Here is a 13,570-nt window from a genome sequence, read left to right on the forward strand (position 1 = left end):
ATGACAAAACTTCACATTCAAGATGTTCAGCATATGTATCTTACGACAAAGTCTGCTACCACTGCACTTGAACATATTAATTTGTCTATTGAAGAAGGAGAATTTGTTTCCTTTCTCGGCCCAAGCGGATGTGGAAAAACGACGCTTCTATCGATTATTGCAGGCTTGATTGAACCAACGTCCGGCTCTGTCACAATAGACGGTGAAAATATCGGAACATCAGTCCCAAACATCGGTTATATGCTTCAACAAGATTATTTGTTTCCGTGGAAAACCATTAAAGAAAATATTTTACTTGGGCTTGAAATTCGCGGACAGCTAACAGATAAAACAGAGAGTAACGCACTGTTACTCCTAAAAGAAATTGGTTTACAGGGCGTAGATGACCTATATCCGCATCAGTTATCCGGAGGCATGAGACAACGTGTCGCTTTAGTCCGAACACTTGCCATTGACCCCGCTATTTTACTCTTAGATGAACCTTTTTCAGCACTTGATTTTCAAACAAAACTCAAGCTTGAAGAACTTGTCTCCAAAACGCTGATGACCTATCAAAAAACGGCCGTTTTGGTCACGCACGATATCGGCGAAGCTATTGCCATGAGCAGCCGAATCTTTTTATTCTCAGCAAAGCCGGGGAAAATCGCAAAAACATTTACGGTTCCTTCTATTTTACGAACCCTCTCTCCGTTTGAAGCGCGACAGCACCCTGTCTATAACGACTTATTTATGGATATATGGAAGGAGCTTGATCAACTTGAAACCTACTAGCTCCCTAGATACTCTTCATGAAAGCTACCTTCGCAAGGTTCGGGTCGAAAAACGATTAGTACTGAGCGTGCAGCTGATAATTTTCTTAGCCTTTTTTAGCTTATGGGAACTGGCTTCTCGTTTAAAGTGGATTGACCCTTTAATCTTCAGTTCTCCTACTAAAGTATGGCATTTATTTTTAATTAAACTTGCCGACGGCTCGCTGGCAGAACATATTGGTTTTACGTTATTTGAAACAGTTCTTGGCTTCATTTTAGGCACAGTGCTAGGTATTTTACTTGCAACGGCCCTTTGGTATTCAACTAGGCTTGCACATATATTAGACCCTTACCTCGTTATTTTAAACGCCATGCCAAAAGTAGCGATGGGCCCTATTTTAATTGTAGCGATCGGTCCAGGGTTTTTCTCAATCTTAACGATGGGGGCGATTATATCCGTTATTATTACATCCATCGTCGTTTACACAGCATTTAAAGAAGTTGACCCAAACTATATTAAATTACTAAAAAGCTTTGGGGCAACGAAAACCCACTGTTTTAAAGAAGCAATTTTGCCAGCTTCCATGCCTGCTATTATTTCCACATTTAAAGTAAATGTCGGCTTATCTTGGGTAGGAGTCATCGTAGGAGAATTTTTAGTTTCTTCGAAAGGGCTTGGATATATGATTATTTATGGTTTCCAAGTCTTCAACTTTACTCTTGTTCTTCTCAGCTTATTATTAATTGCCATTTTCGCTACGATTATGTATCAAGGTGTTGCTTATTTAGAAAAGAAATTGATCCGACGCTCATAAAAAATCCCCCCGTACAAACGGGGGGATTTTCATTGATAGGATACTTTTACAAAAATGTTCGCTTTACATATTTCATTACATATTGTAAAACATTATCTTTCATGATGAAGCTGTATGCATCATCTTGTTGAATGCCCGAAGGTAGTTCATCAATCATTACGGGACCATCCGTTTCCATGTAGTCTTCTTTTTTAATTACATTTCCAATAGTAGCAAAATAAATGTTTTTAATAATGGTCTTTCCTTTACTTACTACTTTATATTGCCCAATATAAGTTAAAGAAGAGACTTCTCCGCCTGTTTCTTCAAATACTTCTCGAACCGCTGCTTCTTCTGGTACTTCATTGCCTTCTAGTTTTCCTCCGGGAAATTCTAAACCTCGTTTTGAGTGATTCGTTAGCAACCATTGATTTTCATACCTGCATACGACCCAAACATGACGTGGAGTTTTCGAGAATGGATTTTTTTCAAATGATAAAAATACTTGATTATGATATGCATCCTTAAATGTGTACATGGTCGACTCAAACTCCATTTGATTTTTCCCTTATTTTATCATACATTACGGCCATACCTGATAAGAAAAGTATGCTCGTACTTTTTTTCTTTGCTTTTTACCCCTTATTCCATTCTATCTGAAGATAAAATATTCATCTGTTTGATATGTGATTTTGTTTCATCGTCTCCCAGCTGATAAAGCATGGCATATATTTCAACTGTCGTTTTATCGTACATATCATTTTGAGAATCATGATGATATTCCAGATACGGAATATGTGATCGCCAAAAGCTTGACCAATCGCTTGAAGCACGCTGATCTAAATACGTTCTCAGCTTCTCCACTTCTTCATCTGTTGCTTCAATCGCATAATTCCAATCTGAAGCAGTATTTGACTGATTGATTTCTCCTGAACTCAGAGATACATAATATTTTTTTGTCATGAAAGATATTCAGCTCCTTCTTTCTAGTGCCAACTTATCTTTCTTATTTGTATCTTATTCTTTTTTTATACACTCTACGATTTAAAGCGGTCTTTTAAAATCGCTATTGCTTTTTTTAACTGCTCTGGAATTGGAATTCCTACAATTCCTGCATTTTCTGTAATTGAAATCATTTCGTTTAAAATATAGAACAAAATAGCTCCATCTCGAATAATATGACCGTTTTCCCAGAATACGGAATCGATAAAGTTTGCTACAGCAATCATGGCAAAAATAAAAATCTTTTTCGCAATTCCTTTAAAACCTACTTTGCTAGATAAACGTTTATTTATAAAAGCTGCAATCGTGCCTGTCAAATAATCCATTGCCACTAATGCTACTAAAGCCATTAGTAAATAGTCCCACTCTCCAAATAAAAAAAAAGCCAGTGAACCTAAACTTGAGATTATCAAGACAGAAAGCTTCTGCATATCCACTTTTTTCACCCTTTCAGCAGTCATATCCCTACAGTATATGCCGGTGAAAAAAAAGTGTTCGTCCATCTTATCATAAAAAAACCTGCGATTACTCGCAGGTTTTAATTACTTGCCTAGGAATGATTTTAACATCCACGTATGCTTTTCTAAGCTTTGATGAATGGCTAACAGCATGTCTCCTGTTGTTTCATCGCCCGCTTCACCGGCTGCGTCCATTCCTTCTTTTAATTCAGCAGTTAGCGTATCAAAATCGCTTACTAAAGAAGCAACCATGTCTTTAGCCGTTTCGCTTCCATCCGCTTCTTTAATAGAAGAAAGTTCTAACGATTCTTTCATTGTCGCTACAGGTTTTCCTTCTAATGCTAAAAGGCGCTCTGCAAGGTCATCAATAATTGTAGCTGTTTCCGTATACAGCTCTTCAAACTTTTCATGAAGAGTGAAGAATTGTTCACCTTTTACGTACCAGTGAAAGTTATGAAGTTTTATGTACATTACACTAAAATTCGCTACTTGTTTATTAACGATTTCATTTACATTTACTGCCATGTTTTTCGCTCCTTTGTGAACTCTTTGTATAATATAGTTGTACCCTTTTTTAGTTGATTAAAACATTTTTTTCATAAAAAGAGACATTTCCCTTTCTTTAGACTCAGAGAAACTTCTTCATCTTATTTTTAGCCAAATACTTTTTCTAAATCTTCTTTGTCCTGTTCTAGCCAGAACTTCATCAAGCGTTTTGCTCCTTCTAAATCGTGAAGTTTCGCTTGACCGCACTGCTTTTCGTTTGCTGCTGGAATTTCAGTAATGTTAATTGCATCTTTTAACGTATCGTCTAACAAATCAATAATTTCACGTACAGTCGGCTCACCGCTCACTACTAAGTAGTACCCTGTTTGACATCCCATAGGCGAAATATCAATAATATCAAAGTGATCGTATTTTTCTACATGAGTACGAATATTAAAAGCTAATAAATGCTCTAGCGTATGAATAACGTCCGGCTTCATTGCTTGTTTGTTTGGCTGGCAAAAACGAATATCAAATTTATTTACAACGCCGTCGCTTCCCACTTTGTGAACACCGCAGTGTCTTACGTAAGGTGCTTTAACCGCATTATGATCTAGCTCAAAACTTTCTACTGATGGCATAATACCACTCCTTTTTTCTTCTTTCACCTATCATAACATGCAATTCCGATATATTTCATCCATTTAATAACCTTTATTTCTTTTAGTTGCTTTTTATTCCTTCTATCCCTTATAGTATGAGCAAACACGAAAGAAAGAACGTGATAATAAATGATTGCAAAGCTTTTGCTTTTACTTATAAAAGGATATCAAAAAGGAATTTCACCTTTTCTTCCGGCAAGGTGCCGGTTTTACCCTACTTGCTCCCAGTACGGAGTTGAATCCATTAAACGCTTTGGTGCCGTAAAGGGATCTTATTTGACTGTAAAACGAATTTTAAAATGCCACCCGTTCCATCCGGGTGGCATCGATGAAGTACCTGAGAAAAAATCACACTAAGCTTTAGTTGTTTTCGATTGCTTCATACCCATTTACAACAACATCTAGCTTTCCTGTATTTGGATCAATAACTAGTCCATGTACAGGAGTATCTTTTGAAAATAGAGGATGATTACGGATTGTCTCTACACTATGCTGAACAGTCTCTTCTACTGAATCAAAACCCGTTAACCATTGTTTCAAGTCCATAGAATATTCAATGGTATTAATCACTTCATCTGAGATGCCTTTTGCTCTTACTTTCTCTAAAAAAGGTTCCGCCTGAAGTTTACCTGCTCCACAGTCGTGGTGACCAATTACACATACCTCATCTGCTTGAAGCTCGTACACAGCTACTAAAATGCTTCGCATAATACTTCCAAATGGATGTGAAACAAGCGCTCCTGCGTTTTTAACAATTTTCACGTCTCCGTTGCGCAAATTCAAAGCGTGTGGAAGTAATTCTACCAATCTTGTGTCCATACACGATAAAATAACCATTTTTTTATCAGGGAATTTGCTTGTTTCGTAAAGTTCATACTTCTTTTCTTCTACAAATTTTTGGTTGAATTCTAAAACATCTTGTAATAAGCTCATCTGCTGTCTTCTCCTTCATAAAAAAAATTCTTTCTTGTATTATAATACTTTTTCCTATAAGATGAAAAGTGTTAAATCGTAATCATTATTATTTGTAAACAAGAAAGTAGGTTATAACAGTGAAAAAAATTCCCGTTACCGTTTTAAGCGGATACCTTGGTTCAGGTAAAACAACTCTTTTGAACCATATTTTAAAAAATAAAGAAGGTTTAAAAGTCGCGGTCATTGTCAATGACATGAGCGAAGTAAATATTGATGCAGACTTAGTTAAACAAGGAGGATTCTCTCGAACAGAAGAAAAACTTGTTGAAATGCAAAATGGCTGTATTTGCTGTACGCTTCGAGACGATCTAATGAAAGAGGTAGAACGCCTAGCAGACAATGGTGATATTGATTATATTGTCATTGAATCTTCCGGAATCAGCGAACCTATCCCTGTTGCTCAAACATTTACTTATATTGATGAAGAGCTGGGCATTGATTTAACTCAGAAATGTTCGTTAGATACGATGGTCACTGTAGTAGATGCCAATCGCTTTTGGGAAGACTTTTCATCCGGCGAAAGCTTATTAGACCGCAAAGAAGGAACAGATGAAAACGATACAAGAGAAGTGATTGATTTGTTAATCGATCAAATTGAATTTGCAAACGTCATTTTGTTAAACAAAGTTGATTTGTTAACAAAAGATGATGCAGATGAGCTGCAGGCTGTTCTTCACAAATTAAACTCAGAAGCCACTGTTATCCAAACAATTAATAGTGAAGTAAGCCTTGAAGCCATACTTCATACCGACTTATTCGACTTTGAAAAAGCTAGTCAAGGAGCCGGATGGATGAAAGAATTAAATGAGGAGCACCATACGCCTGAAACGGAAGAGTTCGGTATTTCTTCTTTTGTATACAGAAGGAATCGTCCCCTTCATCCTGAACGCTTTATGAAATGGTTAGAGAACTGGCCGGTTGATATTGTACGTGCAAAGGGATTTTTCTGGCTTGCTTCGCGTAATAATATGGCAGGACTTCTTTCTCAAGCCGGTACGTCCATTATGATTCAAGCAGCGGGTGAATGGATAGCAGCTTACGCACCGGAAGAAAGAGAACAAACCTTAAAAGAAGAGCCTGAATTACGAGCAAAATGGGATGAACAATTTGGAGATCGTATTAACGAGCTTGTGTTCATTGGTATTGATATGAACAAAGCTGAAATAATTGAAACTTTAGACCGCTGTTTGCTGACAAATGAGGAAATGAATCAAGATTGGGCTACTCTCAAAGATCCCCTTCCTAAATTTACAGTAGGTGCGTAAATTTTTAGTTTTCAAATCGTAATAATTACGATATAATAACATAGGTCATAAATGGTTACGATACGAACGGAAGGAGCAACATAATGAAATTCAAACCACTTTTAATGGTGCTTGCATTAGGAATTGGAACAGCTCTTGCGGGGTGCAGTTCAAGCAGTGCAAATAACGCATCTGATAATAAAAACAAAAAATTAGAAGTTTATACAACAATCTACCCTTTACAGGACTTTACTGAAAAAATCGGTGGAAAATATGTAGAAGCTAAAAGCATTTTACCAACCGGTGTAGATGCGCACTCATTTGAGCCTACAACAAAAACAATGGTCAAAATCGCCAACGCGGACGCATTTGTTTACTCAGGAATTGGGCTTGAAGGTTTTGCAGATAAAGCACAGTCTACACTTAAAAATGAAGATGTAGCTTTAGTAGAAGCTGCAAAAGGAATTAAATTAGCAAAGAGTTCTGAAGATGAGCATGCCCACGAAAACGAACATGCCCATGAAGAAGAGCATAACCACGGAGATACAGACCCTCACGTTTGGCTTGATCCTGTTTTAGCTATTCAATTAGCAGAAAATATTAAAGACGAACTTATTGAATTAAAACCAGATAAAAAAGCAGAGTTTGAAAAGAACTTCCAATCGTTAAAAACTCAGCTTGAAGATGTGGACCAAGAGTTAAAAACAACGATTGGCGACGCACCTCATAAAGAAATTTTAGTATCACATGCAGCCTATGGCTACTGGGAAAAACAATACGGCTTAAAGCAAATTAGCGTAGCGGGTTTATCTCCTACAAATGAGCCGTCTCAGAAACAATTAGAAAACATCGTAAAACAAGCAAAAAAAGACCATATCAAATACTTTATCTTTGACCAAAATTTAAAGCCTAAAGTGTCTACGCTTGTAAAAAATGAAGTAGGAGCTCAAGCTTTAACACTTCATAACTTAGAGTCATTAACAAAAAACGATGTTAAAAATAAAGAAGATTATTTCTCCATTATGCAACACAATATTGATACGTTGAAAAAAGCATTATATTAATAAAAAAACTAGCCTCCCGGCTAGTTTTTTTATTGTAATTTATATTTTTGCTTAAAGCGTTCTACACGGCCGCCTTTATCAGCAAATTTTTGTTTTCCTGTATAAAATGGATGTGTATCCGAACTGATTTCAACTTTTAAAAGCGGATATGTGTTGCCATCTTCCCATTGAACGGTCTCATTTGATTGTTTTGTAGATCCTGATAAAAATGATGTTCCGCTATTTGTATCCATAAATACAACTTTACGATAGTCTGGATGAATATTTGTTTTCATTAAATATCTCTCCTTTAAAACAATATATACTCATTATAATCGTAATGATTACTATTTTCAAGTTATATGTTTTACCAATTCTGATGCATAAAGCGTGGTAAAAAGTGGACAATAAGGTTTATCAATACTTTACTGGAAAGGTTGAAAAATGAATGGATCATTTAGTTACTGCACGTTCAATGTTTGGTCTGAACATGGGAGTACATATCATTTTTGCCACTCTTGGCGTCGGCATTCCTCTCATGATTTTATTGGCTGAAATTCTTTACTACAAAACAAAAGATAAAGATTATGAACTTATGGCACAGCGTTGGACAAAAGGAGCTGCTGTGCTGCTTGGAGTCGCCATTCCTACGGGAACGATTGCTGGTGTACAATTAGCGTTGCTTTGGCCGGGTTTTATGGAAATCGTAGGAAAAGTGATGGCTCTTCCCTTTCAAATTGAAATTTATGCTTTCTTTATTGAGGCTCTGTTTCTCTCTATTTACGTATACGCAGCGGACCGTATTTCTCGAAAAATGAGGATTATCAGTCTAATTTTAGTAGCAATAGGCGCTCTTGCCTCTGCCGTTTTAATTACAAACGTGCACGCATTTGAAGGAACACCTGCTGGCTTTCGAATTTTAAATGGCGAAATTGTAAGCGTAGATCCTTGGGCAGCTTTCTTTAATCCGAGTTTCTTTGTAACGTCCGGTCACGTAGCCGTTTCTGCTTATACAACCGGAGGCTTTGTCATTGCTTCAGTCGCTGCCTTTAAAATGCTTCGTGCGCGAAAACATAATCCAAGAGAATATAAATTTCATCATAAAGCGCTGATGATGGGATTAGTAATCGGCGGGATTTTTTCTTTTGTAACAGCTTTGAATGGACATGAATCTATGCAAAAAGTATACGAATATCAACCCGAAAAACTTGCAGCAGCTGAAGGTCTATTTGAAACGCAAGATCATGCGCCATTAGCTTTAGGTGGATTCACAGATGAAAAAGAACAGCGAGTCAAGTATGGAATTGAGTTTCCATGGATGCTCAGCTTCTTGTCGGGTAATAGCTTTAATACAGTGATTACTGGACTTAATGACTTCCCTAGGGATTATTGGCCGCCGCTTTTTGTGCATACCTTGTTTAACGGTATGGTCATTATCGGATCGATTTTAATTTTAGTGGCGCTAGTGGGCGTTGTTTGGTACAAGTTTTTAAAGAAGAAAAGCTTCCCTAAAATTTTCATGTGGGCATTTGTCGCAACGGGCCCTCTCGCGATCATGGGCATTGAATTCGGATGGATTTTCGCATGTACCGGAAGACAGCCCTGGGTCATTTACCGCATCATGCGTACATCAGAAGCAGTTACCACTTCTGCTAATTTGCATATTTTATTTTTTTTATTTTTGCTTGTTTATATCGTACTCGTGGCCGCAGTCGCCCTTGTACTGGTGTTTTATTTCAGAAGAAATCCGCTTTCTAAAGAGCTTGCTGCGCAAGCAGATTAAAAAGGATGTGAGAATATGGGTGATTCATTACTAGCAATTACTGTAATATGGGGCTTCATTTTTATCTATGCCGTAATGGGAACGATGGACTTTGGAGCTGGCTTTTGGTCGATGGTATATATTAATCGTACGAAAACAAATGCTACAGATGTAGCAAACAGATATCTATCACCTACTTGGGAAGTAACCAATGTATTTATCGTTGCGATTGTTGTTGCGCTGTTTAGTTTTTTTCCTCGAGCTACATTTACGCTTGGCACAGTGTTACTAATACCCGGAAGTATCATTTTACTTCTCTTATCTATTCGAAGCGGATTTTTAGTGTTTTCACACTATGCTAGCAGCTTCAAATATCGGAGAGCGTTGGTTTATATATCCGGTATATCCGGCGTGTTAATTCCTGCTTTTTTAATCGCTGTACTGCCAGTAAGTCAAGGTGGGTTTATTGATATAATTGATGGCACGCAGCAATTAAACTTAGCAAAAGTATTTTCAAGTCCGCATGTCTATTCATTTATCGGATTTGCCATAAGCTCTTCGCTGTTTCTATCGTCTCTGTTATTAGCAGATTACTCGAAGTCATCTGACGAAATGGAAGCTTATGCGGTCTATCGGCGTGATGCGCTCATTACAGGACCTCTTTCCCTGCTAATGGCTATCTTTATTATGATTACAATGCAATCAGAAGCAAGCTGGTTATATGATAAAATGATGCAGTTTAAGCCCCTTCTTTACGGATCTGTAGGTCTATTTGTAGTAGCTGGTATTGCTCTGCTGCTACCTTCTCAAAAAGGAAAAGGCATGCCTCGTTTAGCCGTGGTATCCATTATCCTTCAATATTTCTTAGCAAGTTACGTATACGGACGAAGTCATTTACCTTATGTTGTCTATCCAAACGTAACGATTGAGAATGGATTTACACATCCCGATGCATTTCATTCTTTATTTATTGTGTATATTGTTGGTTTTGCTATTTTATTTCCTGGATTCTTTTATTTCTGGCGTCTATTTATGAAAGACAATAAAGAATACAGCAAAAAGAAACCATATTAAAAAACCCGGTCAGCACTTGACCGGGTTTTCTTATGAAGCAGCAGATTTTGCTACTACTTCAGCAAAACCTTTAGCAAATACCTTACATTTTTCTACATCTTCTCCAAAGGGGGAGAGCTCGATTTTCAAACCGGGAACGGCTATATTTCCGTTACGTTTCTTTATTTTTTCTTCAATTAAATCAACTGCTCCGCAAAAAACATCATATGATGAATCACCTGAGCCAAATACAGCCATCTGCTTTTGACTGAGATCTATATCATCCATTTCATCATAAAGATCTAAAAAATCATCTGGTAGCTCTCCATCTCCCCACGTATAAGCTCCAAAGATAATAGATTCTGCAGATACAAGGTCAGAAGCATCAATGTCATATACTTCTGCTCGTTTCACATGCAATCCATGCTTGACTAATTCTTCTTCGATCAAATCGGCTATCGCTTCTGTGTTACCTGACATACTCGCATAAGCTAGTAAGATTTCCTTCATGTAAATGACGCTCCTTTACACCAGCAGTGTCGGCCGCATATCCCCTTCTTCAGCGCATTCTCGTTGAAGAGGACAGTTTTCACACTCACTGGATGCATAATTCTTTTGAAAATGTTTTGGTTCCATTAACACACTTTTGACAATATGTAGTTGAAGTATGGCTTTTTGATAATCGTCTGGTGCAATATGATAAGTTGTTGTTTCTCCAGTTAATAATGAATAAAAACGAATTTGTTCAGGAACCTTTTTAAAAGCTTGTTTCGAAAAAACGATAATAAAGTCTTTCATGGCGTTTTTCACTTCTTCATGGTCATCTAGAATGAATTTTGTTACCGTATAAGACTTCTCTGTCCATGCAGCAAAATCAATGGTTAGAGAAAGGTTGCTTTGAATTTCTTCTACATAAACGCTGTATTTCTCAAACACAAAAAGCGGTAATTCTACATGTGCTTTCTTTCCTAAAAACCTTAGTAAATAATCGCTTACTTTAGCTAACACATCGTAATAGTGAACGGGTGATGAAAACATATTTGGCTTTAGGCGCCAATATTTTTCAATGAGCTGTAAAACATAGAGGTTTGAGCGATACTCAACTGGCTTGCTATAGTATGTTTTAATGATTTGATGGACAGTTACTTGAACGAGCTGTTTCCAATCTATAGATGTTTTTTTCAAAAGAAGCTGCTGCTGATAAAATTTGTATGGACATCGAATAAATTGTTCGATGTGGTCGTTAGAGAGTGTCTTTATATTCACTTTTATCGGTTCCACCTATGTCTCACCACCCTAATTGAAATTCATTCTCAATAATAAATAAAAATTAAATCATGAAATTTGCTCAATCACTTGACGAATAGCACTCCATGAATGTTTGACGAAATAAATCGGTTTTTTTTGTTTTTTTGCTTTCTCTTTAATGACTTTTGCCATATTGTGATTAATAAAATCCGTAATAACTAATACAAACCCAATATGTTCGGGTATTTCTCGCTTCACCATATTGCTTTTACGGCCATCTAAATGAATTACTTCATTAAATCCTTCTCCTGCTAAACGATCTGTAATATGCTTTAACCTGTCTCCTCCTACAACCATAACTGATGACATGTTTGTTCCCTCCCAATTAATTATTCATTTAATGATTTGCCAACAACTTGTATTCTTTACTATATACACAGTTTAATTGAGAATGATTCTCTTTGTCAATGTTTAATTGATAAAAATTCTCAATTAAAATGAAAGTCTACCACCTTTCTTATAAGTTAGTTGAATTTTGACCATACTATAGCTATCACATACAAAGGAGGGTTAACGTTGGAACAAAACATTCTTTGTGAAGTAAATAACTGTCACTTTTGGAAAAATGGAAATCACTGCAGCGCAGAAGAAATTTACGTGGTAAGTCATAGCGGAAAACATGCAGCAAGCAGTTATGAAACAGACTGTAAAACGTTCAAGCCAACTGAAGCGTAACCCGCAAAAGGACAGCCTCTGGGTTGTCTTTTTTCTCTCTTCAAGATCATAAAAAAGGAGACTAATATGAAAACTGAACAACTGATTCATTTTTTTAAAGAAGAAGCAATAAAAGCAAATGAACAAACCTTTCCAATCTATGTACAATCGTTTACTCATTTATGGACATATAAATGGGGAACACTTGAAAACATTCCAGAAGAAATTGATGACTTAATTACCACACGTGCGTTAGAACTTGGACTTATTCACTTAAAAAAAGCTGACTAATCAATAAGGAAATTAGTCAGCTTTTGTATTTATAGATCATCAAATCCATTCGCATCTGATGCTTTTGTATATTGTCTTGATTTCTGTTCAAAGAAATCTGTTTTCCCTAAATCTACCTCTTGATAAGCAATAATCCAACGAAGAGGATTTTCAATCGGCGCTTCTGAGAAAGCAGCTCGGCCGAAGCCTAATTGATTACAGCGTTTATTAGCCATGTATTCAATATACTGCTGCAGTTCTTTCATCGTGATGCCGTCGAATTTTTCTCCAATAACAGATTCCGCCCATTCAATTTCAAGACGAGCTGCCTCTTGGAACGTTTCAACTACAAACGTTTCTAGCTCCTCCGTACGATAAGCTGGATTTTCATTTAGTACTTCCTTGAAAATCTTTTCAAATAACCCAACGTGAAGCTGTTCATCACGATTGATATAGTTAATCATCGTAGATGTCGCCACCATCTTTTGATTTCTCGCAAGATTATAGAAGAAAGCAAATCCGCTATAGAAGAAAAGGCCTTCTAAAATAACATCATATACCATAGACTTCAAAAAGTTTTCAACCGTTGCTTCTTCGCTAAATGCTTTATATCCGTTTGTAATAAAGTCATTTCGAGCGCGAAGCTTTTCGTCTGTGCGCCAGTATTCAAATACTTCATCTTGTTTTCCTTTTGGTACAAGACTTGATAAAACATATGAATACGAATGATTATGAACCACTTCTTGCTGCGCTAAAATAATCATTAGAGCATTAATCGAAGAATCGGTTACATAGTCAGCTACTTTGCTAGCATAATCTGATTGAATACTGTCCAGTAGCGCCAGCAAGCCAATAATTTTCAAAAAGCTCTCTTGTTCGTCAGCCGTTAACTGAGGGAACTGCTTAATATCTTGACCCATATTAATTTCAAACGGCGTCCAAAAGTTAGCTAGCATACGTTTGTATTTAGGAAACGCCCATGAAAATCGAACGTCATCCCAGTTTAGAATATTTGAGCTCTTGCCGTTAATGATTCCTGTCGAACGGTTCGGAGCTGTTTCGTTCATTAATTCTCGTTTTAACATGCTTGTCATCAATTATTCACTCCTT

General features: G+C 36.8%; 20 protein-coding genes. 9 read left to right on the plus strand and 11 right to left on the minus strand.

Annotation, left to right across the window (positions count from 1 at the left end):
- Both ACFX4R_RS16080 and ACFX4R_RS16085 read left to right on the plus strand, forming a co-directional pair.
- A complete protein-coding gene (locus ACFX4R_RS16080; RefSeq protein WP_075419758.1) occupies positions 1 to 771 on the plus strand; it encodes an ABC transporter ATP-binding protein in 771 nt (256 codons plus the stop codon).
- Positions 758 to 1,564 carry an ABC transporter permease gene (locus ACFX4R_RS16085; RefSeq protein ID WP_377569927.1) on the plus strand — a complete coding sequence of 269 codons (807 nt, stop codon included), beginning with the start codon at positions 758 to 760 and terminating at the stop codon, positions 1,562 to 1,564. The genes ACFX4R_RS16080 and ACFX4R_RS16085 overlap by 14 nt, the downstream gene beginning before the upstream one ends.
- Positions 1,565 to 1,610: 46 nt before the next feature.
- Here the strand turns inward: ACFX4R_RS16085 and ytkD are convergent, their stop codons facing one another.
- From ytkD to ACFX4R_RS16110, 5 genes are all read right to left on the minus strand, one after another.
- A complete protein-coding gene (gene ytkD / locus ACFX4R_RS16090; RefSeq protein WP_013059543.1) occupies positions 1,611 to 2,081 on the minus strand; it encodes an RNA deprotection pyrophosphohydrolase in 471 nt (156 codons plus the stop codon).
- A gap of 104 nt (positions 2,082 to 2,185) precedes the next feature.
- Positions 2,186 to 2,506 carry a hypothetical protein gene (locus tag ACFX4R_RS16095; protein WP_043975886.1) on the minus strand — a complete coding sequence of 107 codons (321 nt, stop codon included), beginning with the start codon at positions 2,504 to 2,506 and terminating at the stop codon, positions 2,186 to 2,188.
- 74 nt (positions 2,507 to 2,580) lie between these two features.
- The gene (locus tag ACFX4R_RS16100; RefSeq protein ID WP_377569929.1) at positions 2,581 to 3,006 is read right to left on the minus strand and encodes a phage holin family protein; all 426 of its coding nucleotides are present in this window, start codon (positions 3,004 to 3,006) and stop codon (positions 2,581 to 2,583) included.
- 81 nt (positions 3,007 to 3,087) lie between these two features.
- Positions 3,088 to 3,528 carry a Dps family protein gene (locus ACFX4R_RS16105; protein WP_013085268.1) on the minus strand — a complete coding sequence of 147 codons (441 nt, stop codon included), beginning with the start codon at positions 3,526 to 3,528 and terminating at the stop codon, positions 3,088 to 3,090.
- 128 nt (positions 3,529 to 3,656) lie between these two features.
- Positions 3,657 to 4,130 carry an S-ribosylhomocysteine lyase gene (locus ACFX4R_RS16110; RefSeq protein WP_013059547.1) on the minus strand — a complete coding sequence of 158 codons (474 nt, stop codon included), beginning with the start codon at positions 4,128 to 4,130 and terminating at the stop codon, positions 3,657 to 3,659.
- 150 nt (positions 4,131 to 4,280) lie between these two features.
- On the opposite strand from ACFX4R_RS16110, the gene yidD reads away from it, so the two are divergent.
- A complete protein-coding gene (gene yidD, locus ACFX4R_RS16115; protein WP_013059548.1) occupies positions 4,281 to 4,508 on the plus strand; it encodes a membrane protein insertion efficiency factor YidD in 228 nt (75 codons plus the stop codon).
- Between the two features lie 3 nt (positions 4,509 to 4,511).
- Here the strand turns inward: yidD and ACFX4R_RS16120 are convergent, their stop codons facing one another.
- On the minus strand, positions 4,512 to 5,084 hold the full coding sequence (locus ACFX4R_RS16120; RefSeq protein ID WP_013085269.1) for a beta-class carbonic anhydrase: 573 nt from the start codon (positions 5,082 to 5,084) through the stop codon (positions 4,512 to 4,514).
- A 119-nt stretch (positions 5,085 to 5,203) separates the two neighbouring features.
- On the opposite strand from ACFX4R_RS16120, the gene ACFX4R_RS16125 reads away from it, so the two are divergent.
- Positions 5,204 to 6,391 (plus strand): GTP-binding protein, encoded by a 1,188-nt coding sequence (locus tag ACFX4R_RS16125; protein ID WP_162215043.1) that lies wholly within the window; start codon positions 5,204 to 5,206, stop codon positions 6,389 to 6,391.
- 83 nt (positions 6,392 to 6,474) lie between these two features.
- Positions 6,475 to 7,434: a metal ABC transporter substrate-binding protein gene (locus ACFX4R_RS16130; protein WP_043975882.1), complete on the plus strand. Its 960-nt coding sequence runs from the start codon at positions 6,475 to 6,477 to the stop codon at positions 7,432 to 7,434.
- A gap of 29 nt (positions 7,435 to 7,463) precedes the next feature.
- Here the strand turns inward: ACFX4R_RS16130 and ACFX4R_RS16135 are convergent, their stop codons facing one another.
- Positions 7,464 to 7,709, minus strand: a complete 246-nt coding sequence (locus ACFX4R_RS16135; protein ID WP_013059552.1) for a type B 50S ribosomal protein L31 — start codon at positions 7,707 to 7,709, stop codon at positions 7,464 to 7,466.
- A 152-nt stretch (positions 7,710 to 7,861) separates the two neighbouring features.
- Between ACFX4R_RS16135 and ACFX4R_RS16140 the strand changes: the two genes are divergently transcribed.
- Together ACFX4R_RS16140 and ACFX4R_RS16145 are read left to right on the plus strand one after the other, a co-directional pair.
- On the plus strand, positions 7,862 to 9,196 hold the full coding sequence (locus ACFX4R_RS16140; protein WP_013059553.1) for a cytochrome ubiquinol oxidase subunit I: 1,335 nt from the start codon (positions 7,862 to 7,864) through the stop codon (positions 9,194 to 9,196).
- A 15-nt stretch (positions 9,197 to 9,211) separates the two neighbouring features.
- Positions 9,212 to 10,249: a cytochrome d ubiquinol oxidase subunit II gene (locus ACFX4R_RS16145; protein ID WP_016765774.1), complete on the plus strand. Its 1,038-nt coding sequence runs from the start codon at positions 9,212 to 9,214 to the stop codon at positions 10,247 to 10,249.
- A gap of 30 nt (positions 10,250 to 10,279) precedes the next feature.
- On the opposite strand, the gene ACFX4R_RS16150 is transcribed toward ACFX4R_RS16145, so the two are convergent.
- Genes ACFX4R_RS16150 through ACFX4R_RS16160 form a run of 3 tightly spaced genes read right to left on the minus strand, consistent with a single transcriptional unit; the run spans position 10,280 to position 11,845 of the window.
- Positions 10,280 to 10,738, minus strand: coding sequence for a flavodoxin (locus ACFX4R_RS16150; RefSeq protein ID WP_162215044.1), 459 nt, complete (start codon positions 10,736 to 10,738; stop codon positions 10,280 to 10,282).
- Positions 10,739 to 10,753: 15 nt separating this feature from the next.
- Positions 10,754 to 11,509: a hypothetical protein gene (locus tag ACFX4R_RS16155; protein WP_340447185.1), complete on the minus strand. Its 756-nt coding sequence runs from the start codon at positions 11,507 to 11,509 to the stop codon at positions 10,754 to 10,756.
- 54 nt (positions 11,510 to 11,563) lie between these two features.
- Complete coding sequence (locus tag ACFX4R_RS16160; protein WP_043975879.1) at positions 11,564 to 11,845, minus strand: DUF2325 domain-containing protein; 282 nt, start codon at positions 11,843 to 11,845, stop codon at positions 11,564 to 11,566.
- Positions 11,846 to 12,052: 207 nt separating this feature from the next.
- On the opposite strand from ACFX4R_RS16160, the gene ACFX4R_RS16165 reads away from it, so the two are divergent.
- Together ACFX4R_RS16165 and ACFX4R_RS16170 are read left to right on the plus strand one after the other, a co-directional pair.
- Entirely contained in the window at positions 12,053 to 12,211 is a 159-nt protein-coding gene (locus tag ACFX4R_RS16165; protein WP_013059558.1) for a DUF1540 domain-containing protein, read from the plus strand.
- 66 nt (positions 12,212 to 12,277) lie between these two features.
- Positions 12,278 to 12,481: a hypothetical protein gene (locus ACFX4R_RS16170; protein ID WP_013059559.1), complete on the plus strand. Its 204-nt coding sequence runs from the start codon at positions 12,278 to 12,280 to the stop codon at positions 12,479 to 12,481.
- Positions 12,482 to 12,510: 29 nt separating this feature from the next.
- Here the strand turns inward: ACFX4R_RS16170 and ACFX4R_RS16175 are convergent, their stop codons facing one another.
- Positions 12,511 to 13,554: a ribonucleotide-diphosphate reductase subunit beta gene (locus ACFX4R_RS16175; protein ID WP_377569933.1), complete on the minus strand. Its 1,044-nt coding sequence runs from the start codon at positions 13,552 to 13,554 to the stop codon at positions 12,511 to 12,513.
- Positions 13,555 to 13,570: the final 16 nt, after the last annotated feature.

Origin of the sequence: Priestia sp. YIM B13490, from assembly GCF_042787735.1 — a bacterium.
GTDB classification, from domain to species: Bacteria; Bacillota; Bacilli; order Bacillales; family Bacillaceae_H; genus Priestia; species Priestia megaterium.

Bases quoted from the DNA above. Each gene is read 5' to 3' on its own strand.
- ACFX4R_RS16135 (WP_013059552.1), bottom strand. From the start codon at position 7,709: ATGAAAACAAATATTCATCCAGACTATCGTAAAGTTGTATTTATGGAT.
- ACFX4R_RS16095 (WP_043975886.1), bottom strand. From the start codon at position 2,506: ATGACAAAAAAATATTATGTATCTCTGAGTTCAGGAGAAATCAATCAG.
- ytkD (WP_013059543.1), bottom strand. From the start codon at position 2,081: ATGTACACATTTAAGGATGCATATCATAATCAAGTATTTTTATCATTT.
- yidD (WP_013059548.1), top strand. From the start codon at position 4,281: ATGATTGCAAAGCTTTTGCTTTTACTTATAAAAGGATATCAAAAAGGA.
- ACFX4R_RS16140 (WP_013059553.1), top strand. From the start codon at position 7,862: ATGGATCATTTAGTTACTGCACGTTCAATGTTTGGTCTGAACATGGGA.
- ACFX4R_RS16145 (WP_016765774.1), top strand. From the start codon at position 9,212: ATGGGTGATTCATTACTAGCAATTACTGTAATATGGGGCTTCATTTTT.
- ACFX4R_RS16170 (WP_013059559.1), top strand. From the start codon at position 12,278: ATGAAAACTGAACAACTGATTCATTTTTTTAAAGAAGAAGCAATAAAA.
- ACFX4R_RS16120 (WP_013085269.1), bottom strand. From the start codon at position 5,084: ATGAGCTTATTACAAGATGTTTTAGAATTCAACCAAAAATTTGTAGAA.
- ACFX4R_RS16150 (WP_162215044.1), bottom strand. From the start codon at position 10,738: ATGAAGGAAATCTTACTAGCTTATGCGAGTATGTCAGGTAACACAGAA.
- ACFX4R_RS16080 (WP_075419758.1), top strand. From the start codon at position 1: ATGACAAAACTTCACATTCAAGATGTTCAGCATATGTATCTTACGACA.
- ACFX4R_RS16105 (WP_013085268.1), bottom strand. From the start codon at position 3,528: ATGGCAGTAAATGTAAATGAAATCGTTAATAAACAAGTAGCGAATTTT.
- ACFX4R_RS16130 (WP_043975882.1), top strand. From the start codon at position 6,475: ATGAAATTCAAACCACTTTTAATGGTGCTTGCATTAGGAATTGGAACA.
- ACFX4R_RS16175 (WP_377569933.1), bottom strand. From the start codon at position 13,554: ATGACAAGCATGTTAAAACGAGAATTAATGAACGAAACAGCTCCGAAC.
- ACFX4R_RS16160 (WP_043975879.1), bottom strand. From the start codon at position 11,845: ATGTCATCAGTTATGGTTGTAGGAGGAGACAGGTTAAAGCATATTACA.
- ACFX4R_RS16110 (WP_013059547.1), bottom strand. From the start codon at position 4,130: ATGCCATCAGTAGAAAGTTTTGAGCTAGATCATAATGCGGTTAAAGCA.
- ACFX4R_RS16100 (WP_377569929.1), bottom strand. From the start codon at position 3,006: ATGACTGCTGAAAGGGTGAAAAAAGTGGATATGCAGAAGCTTTCTGTC.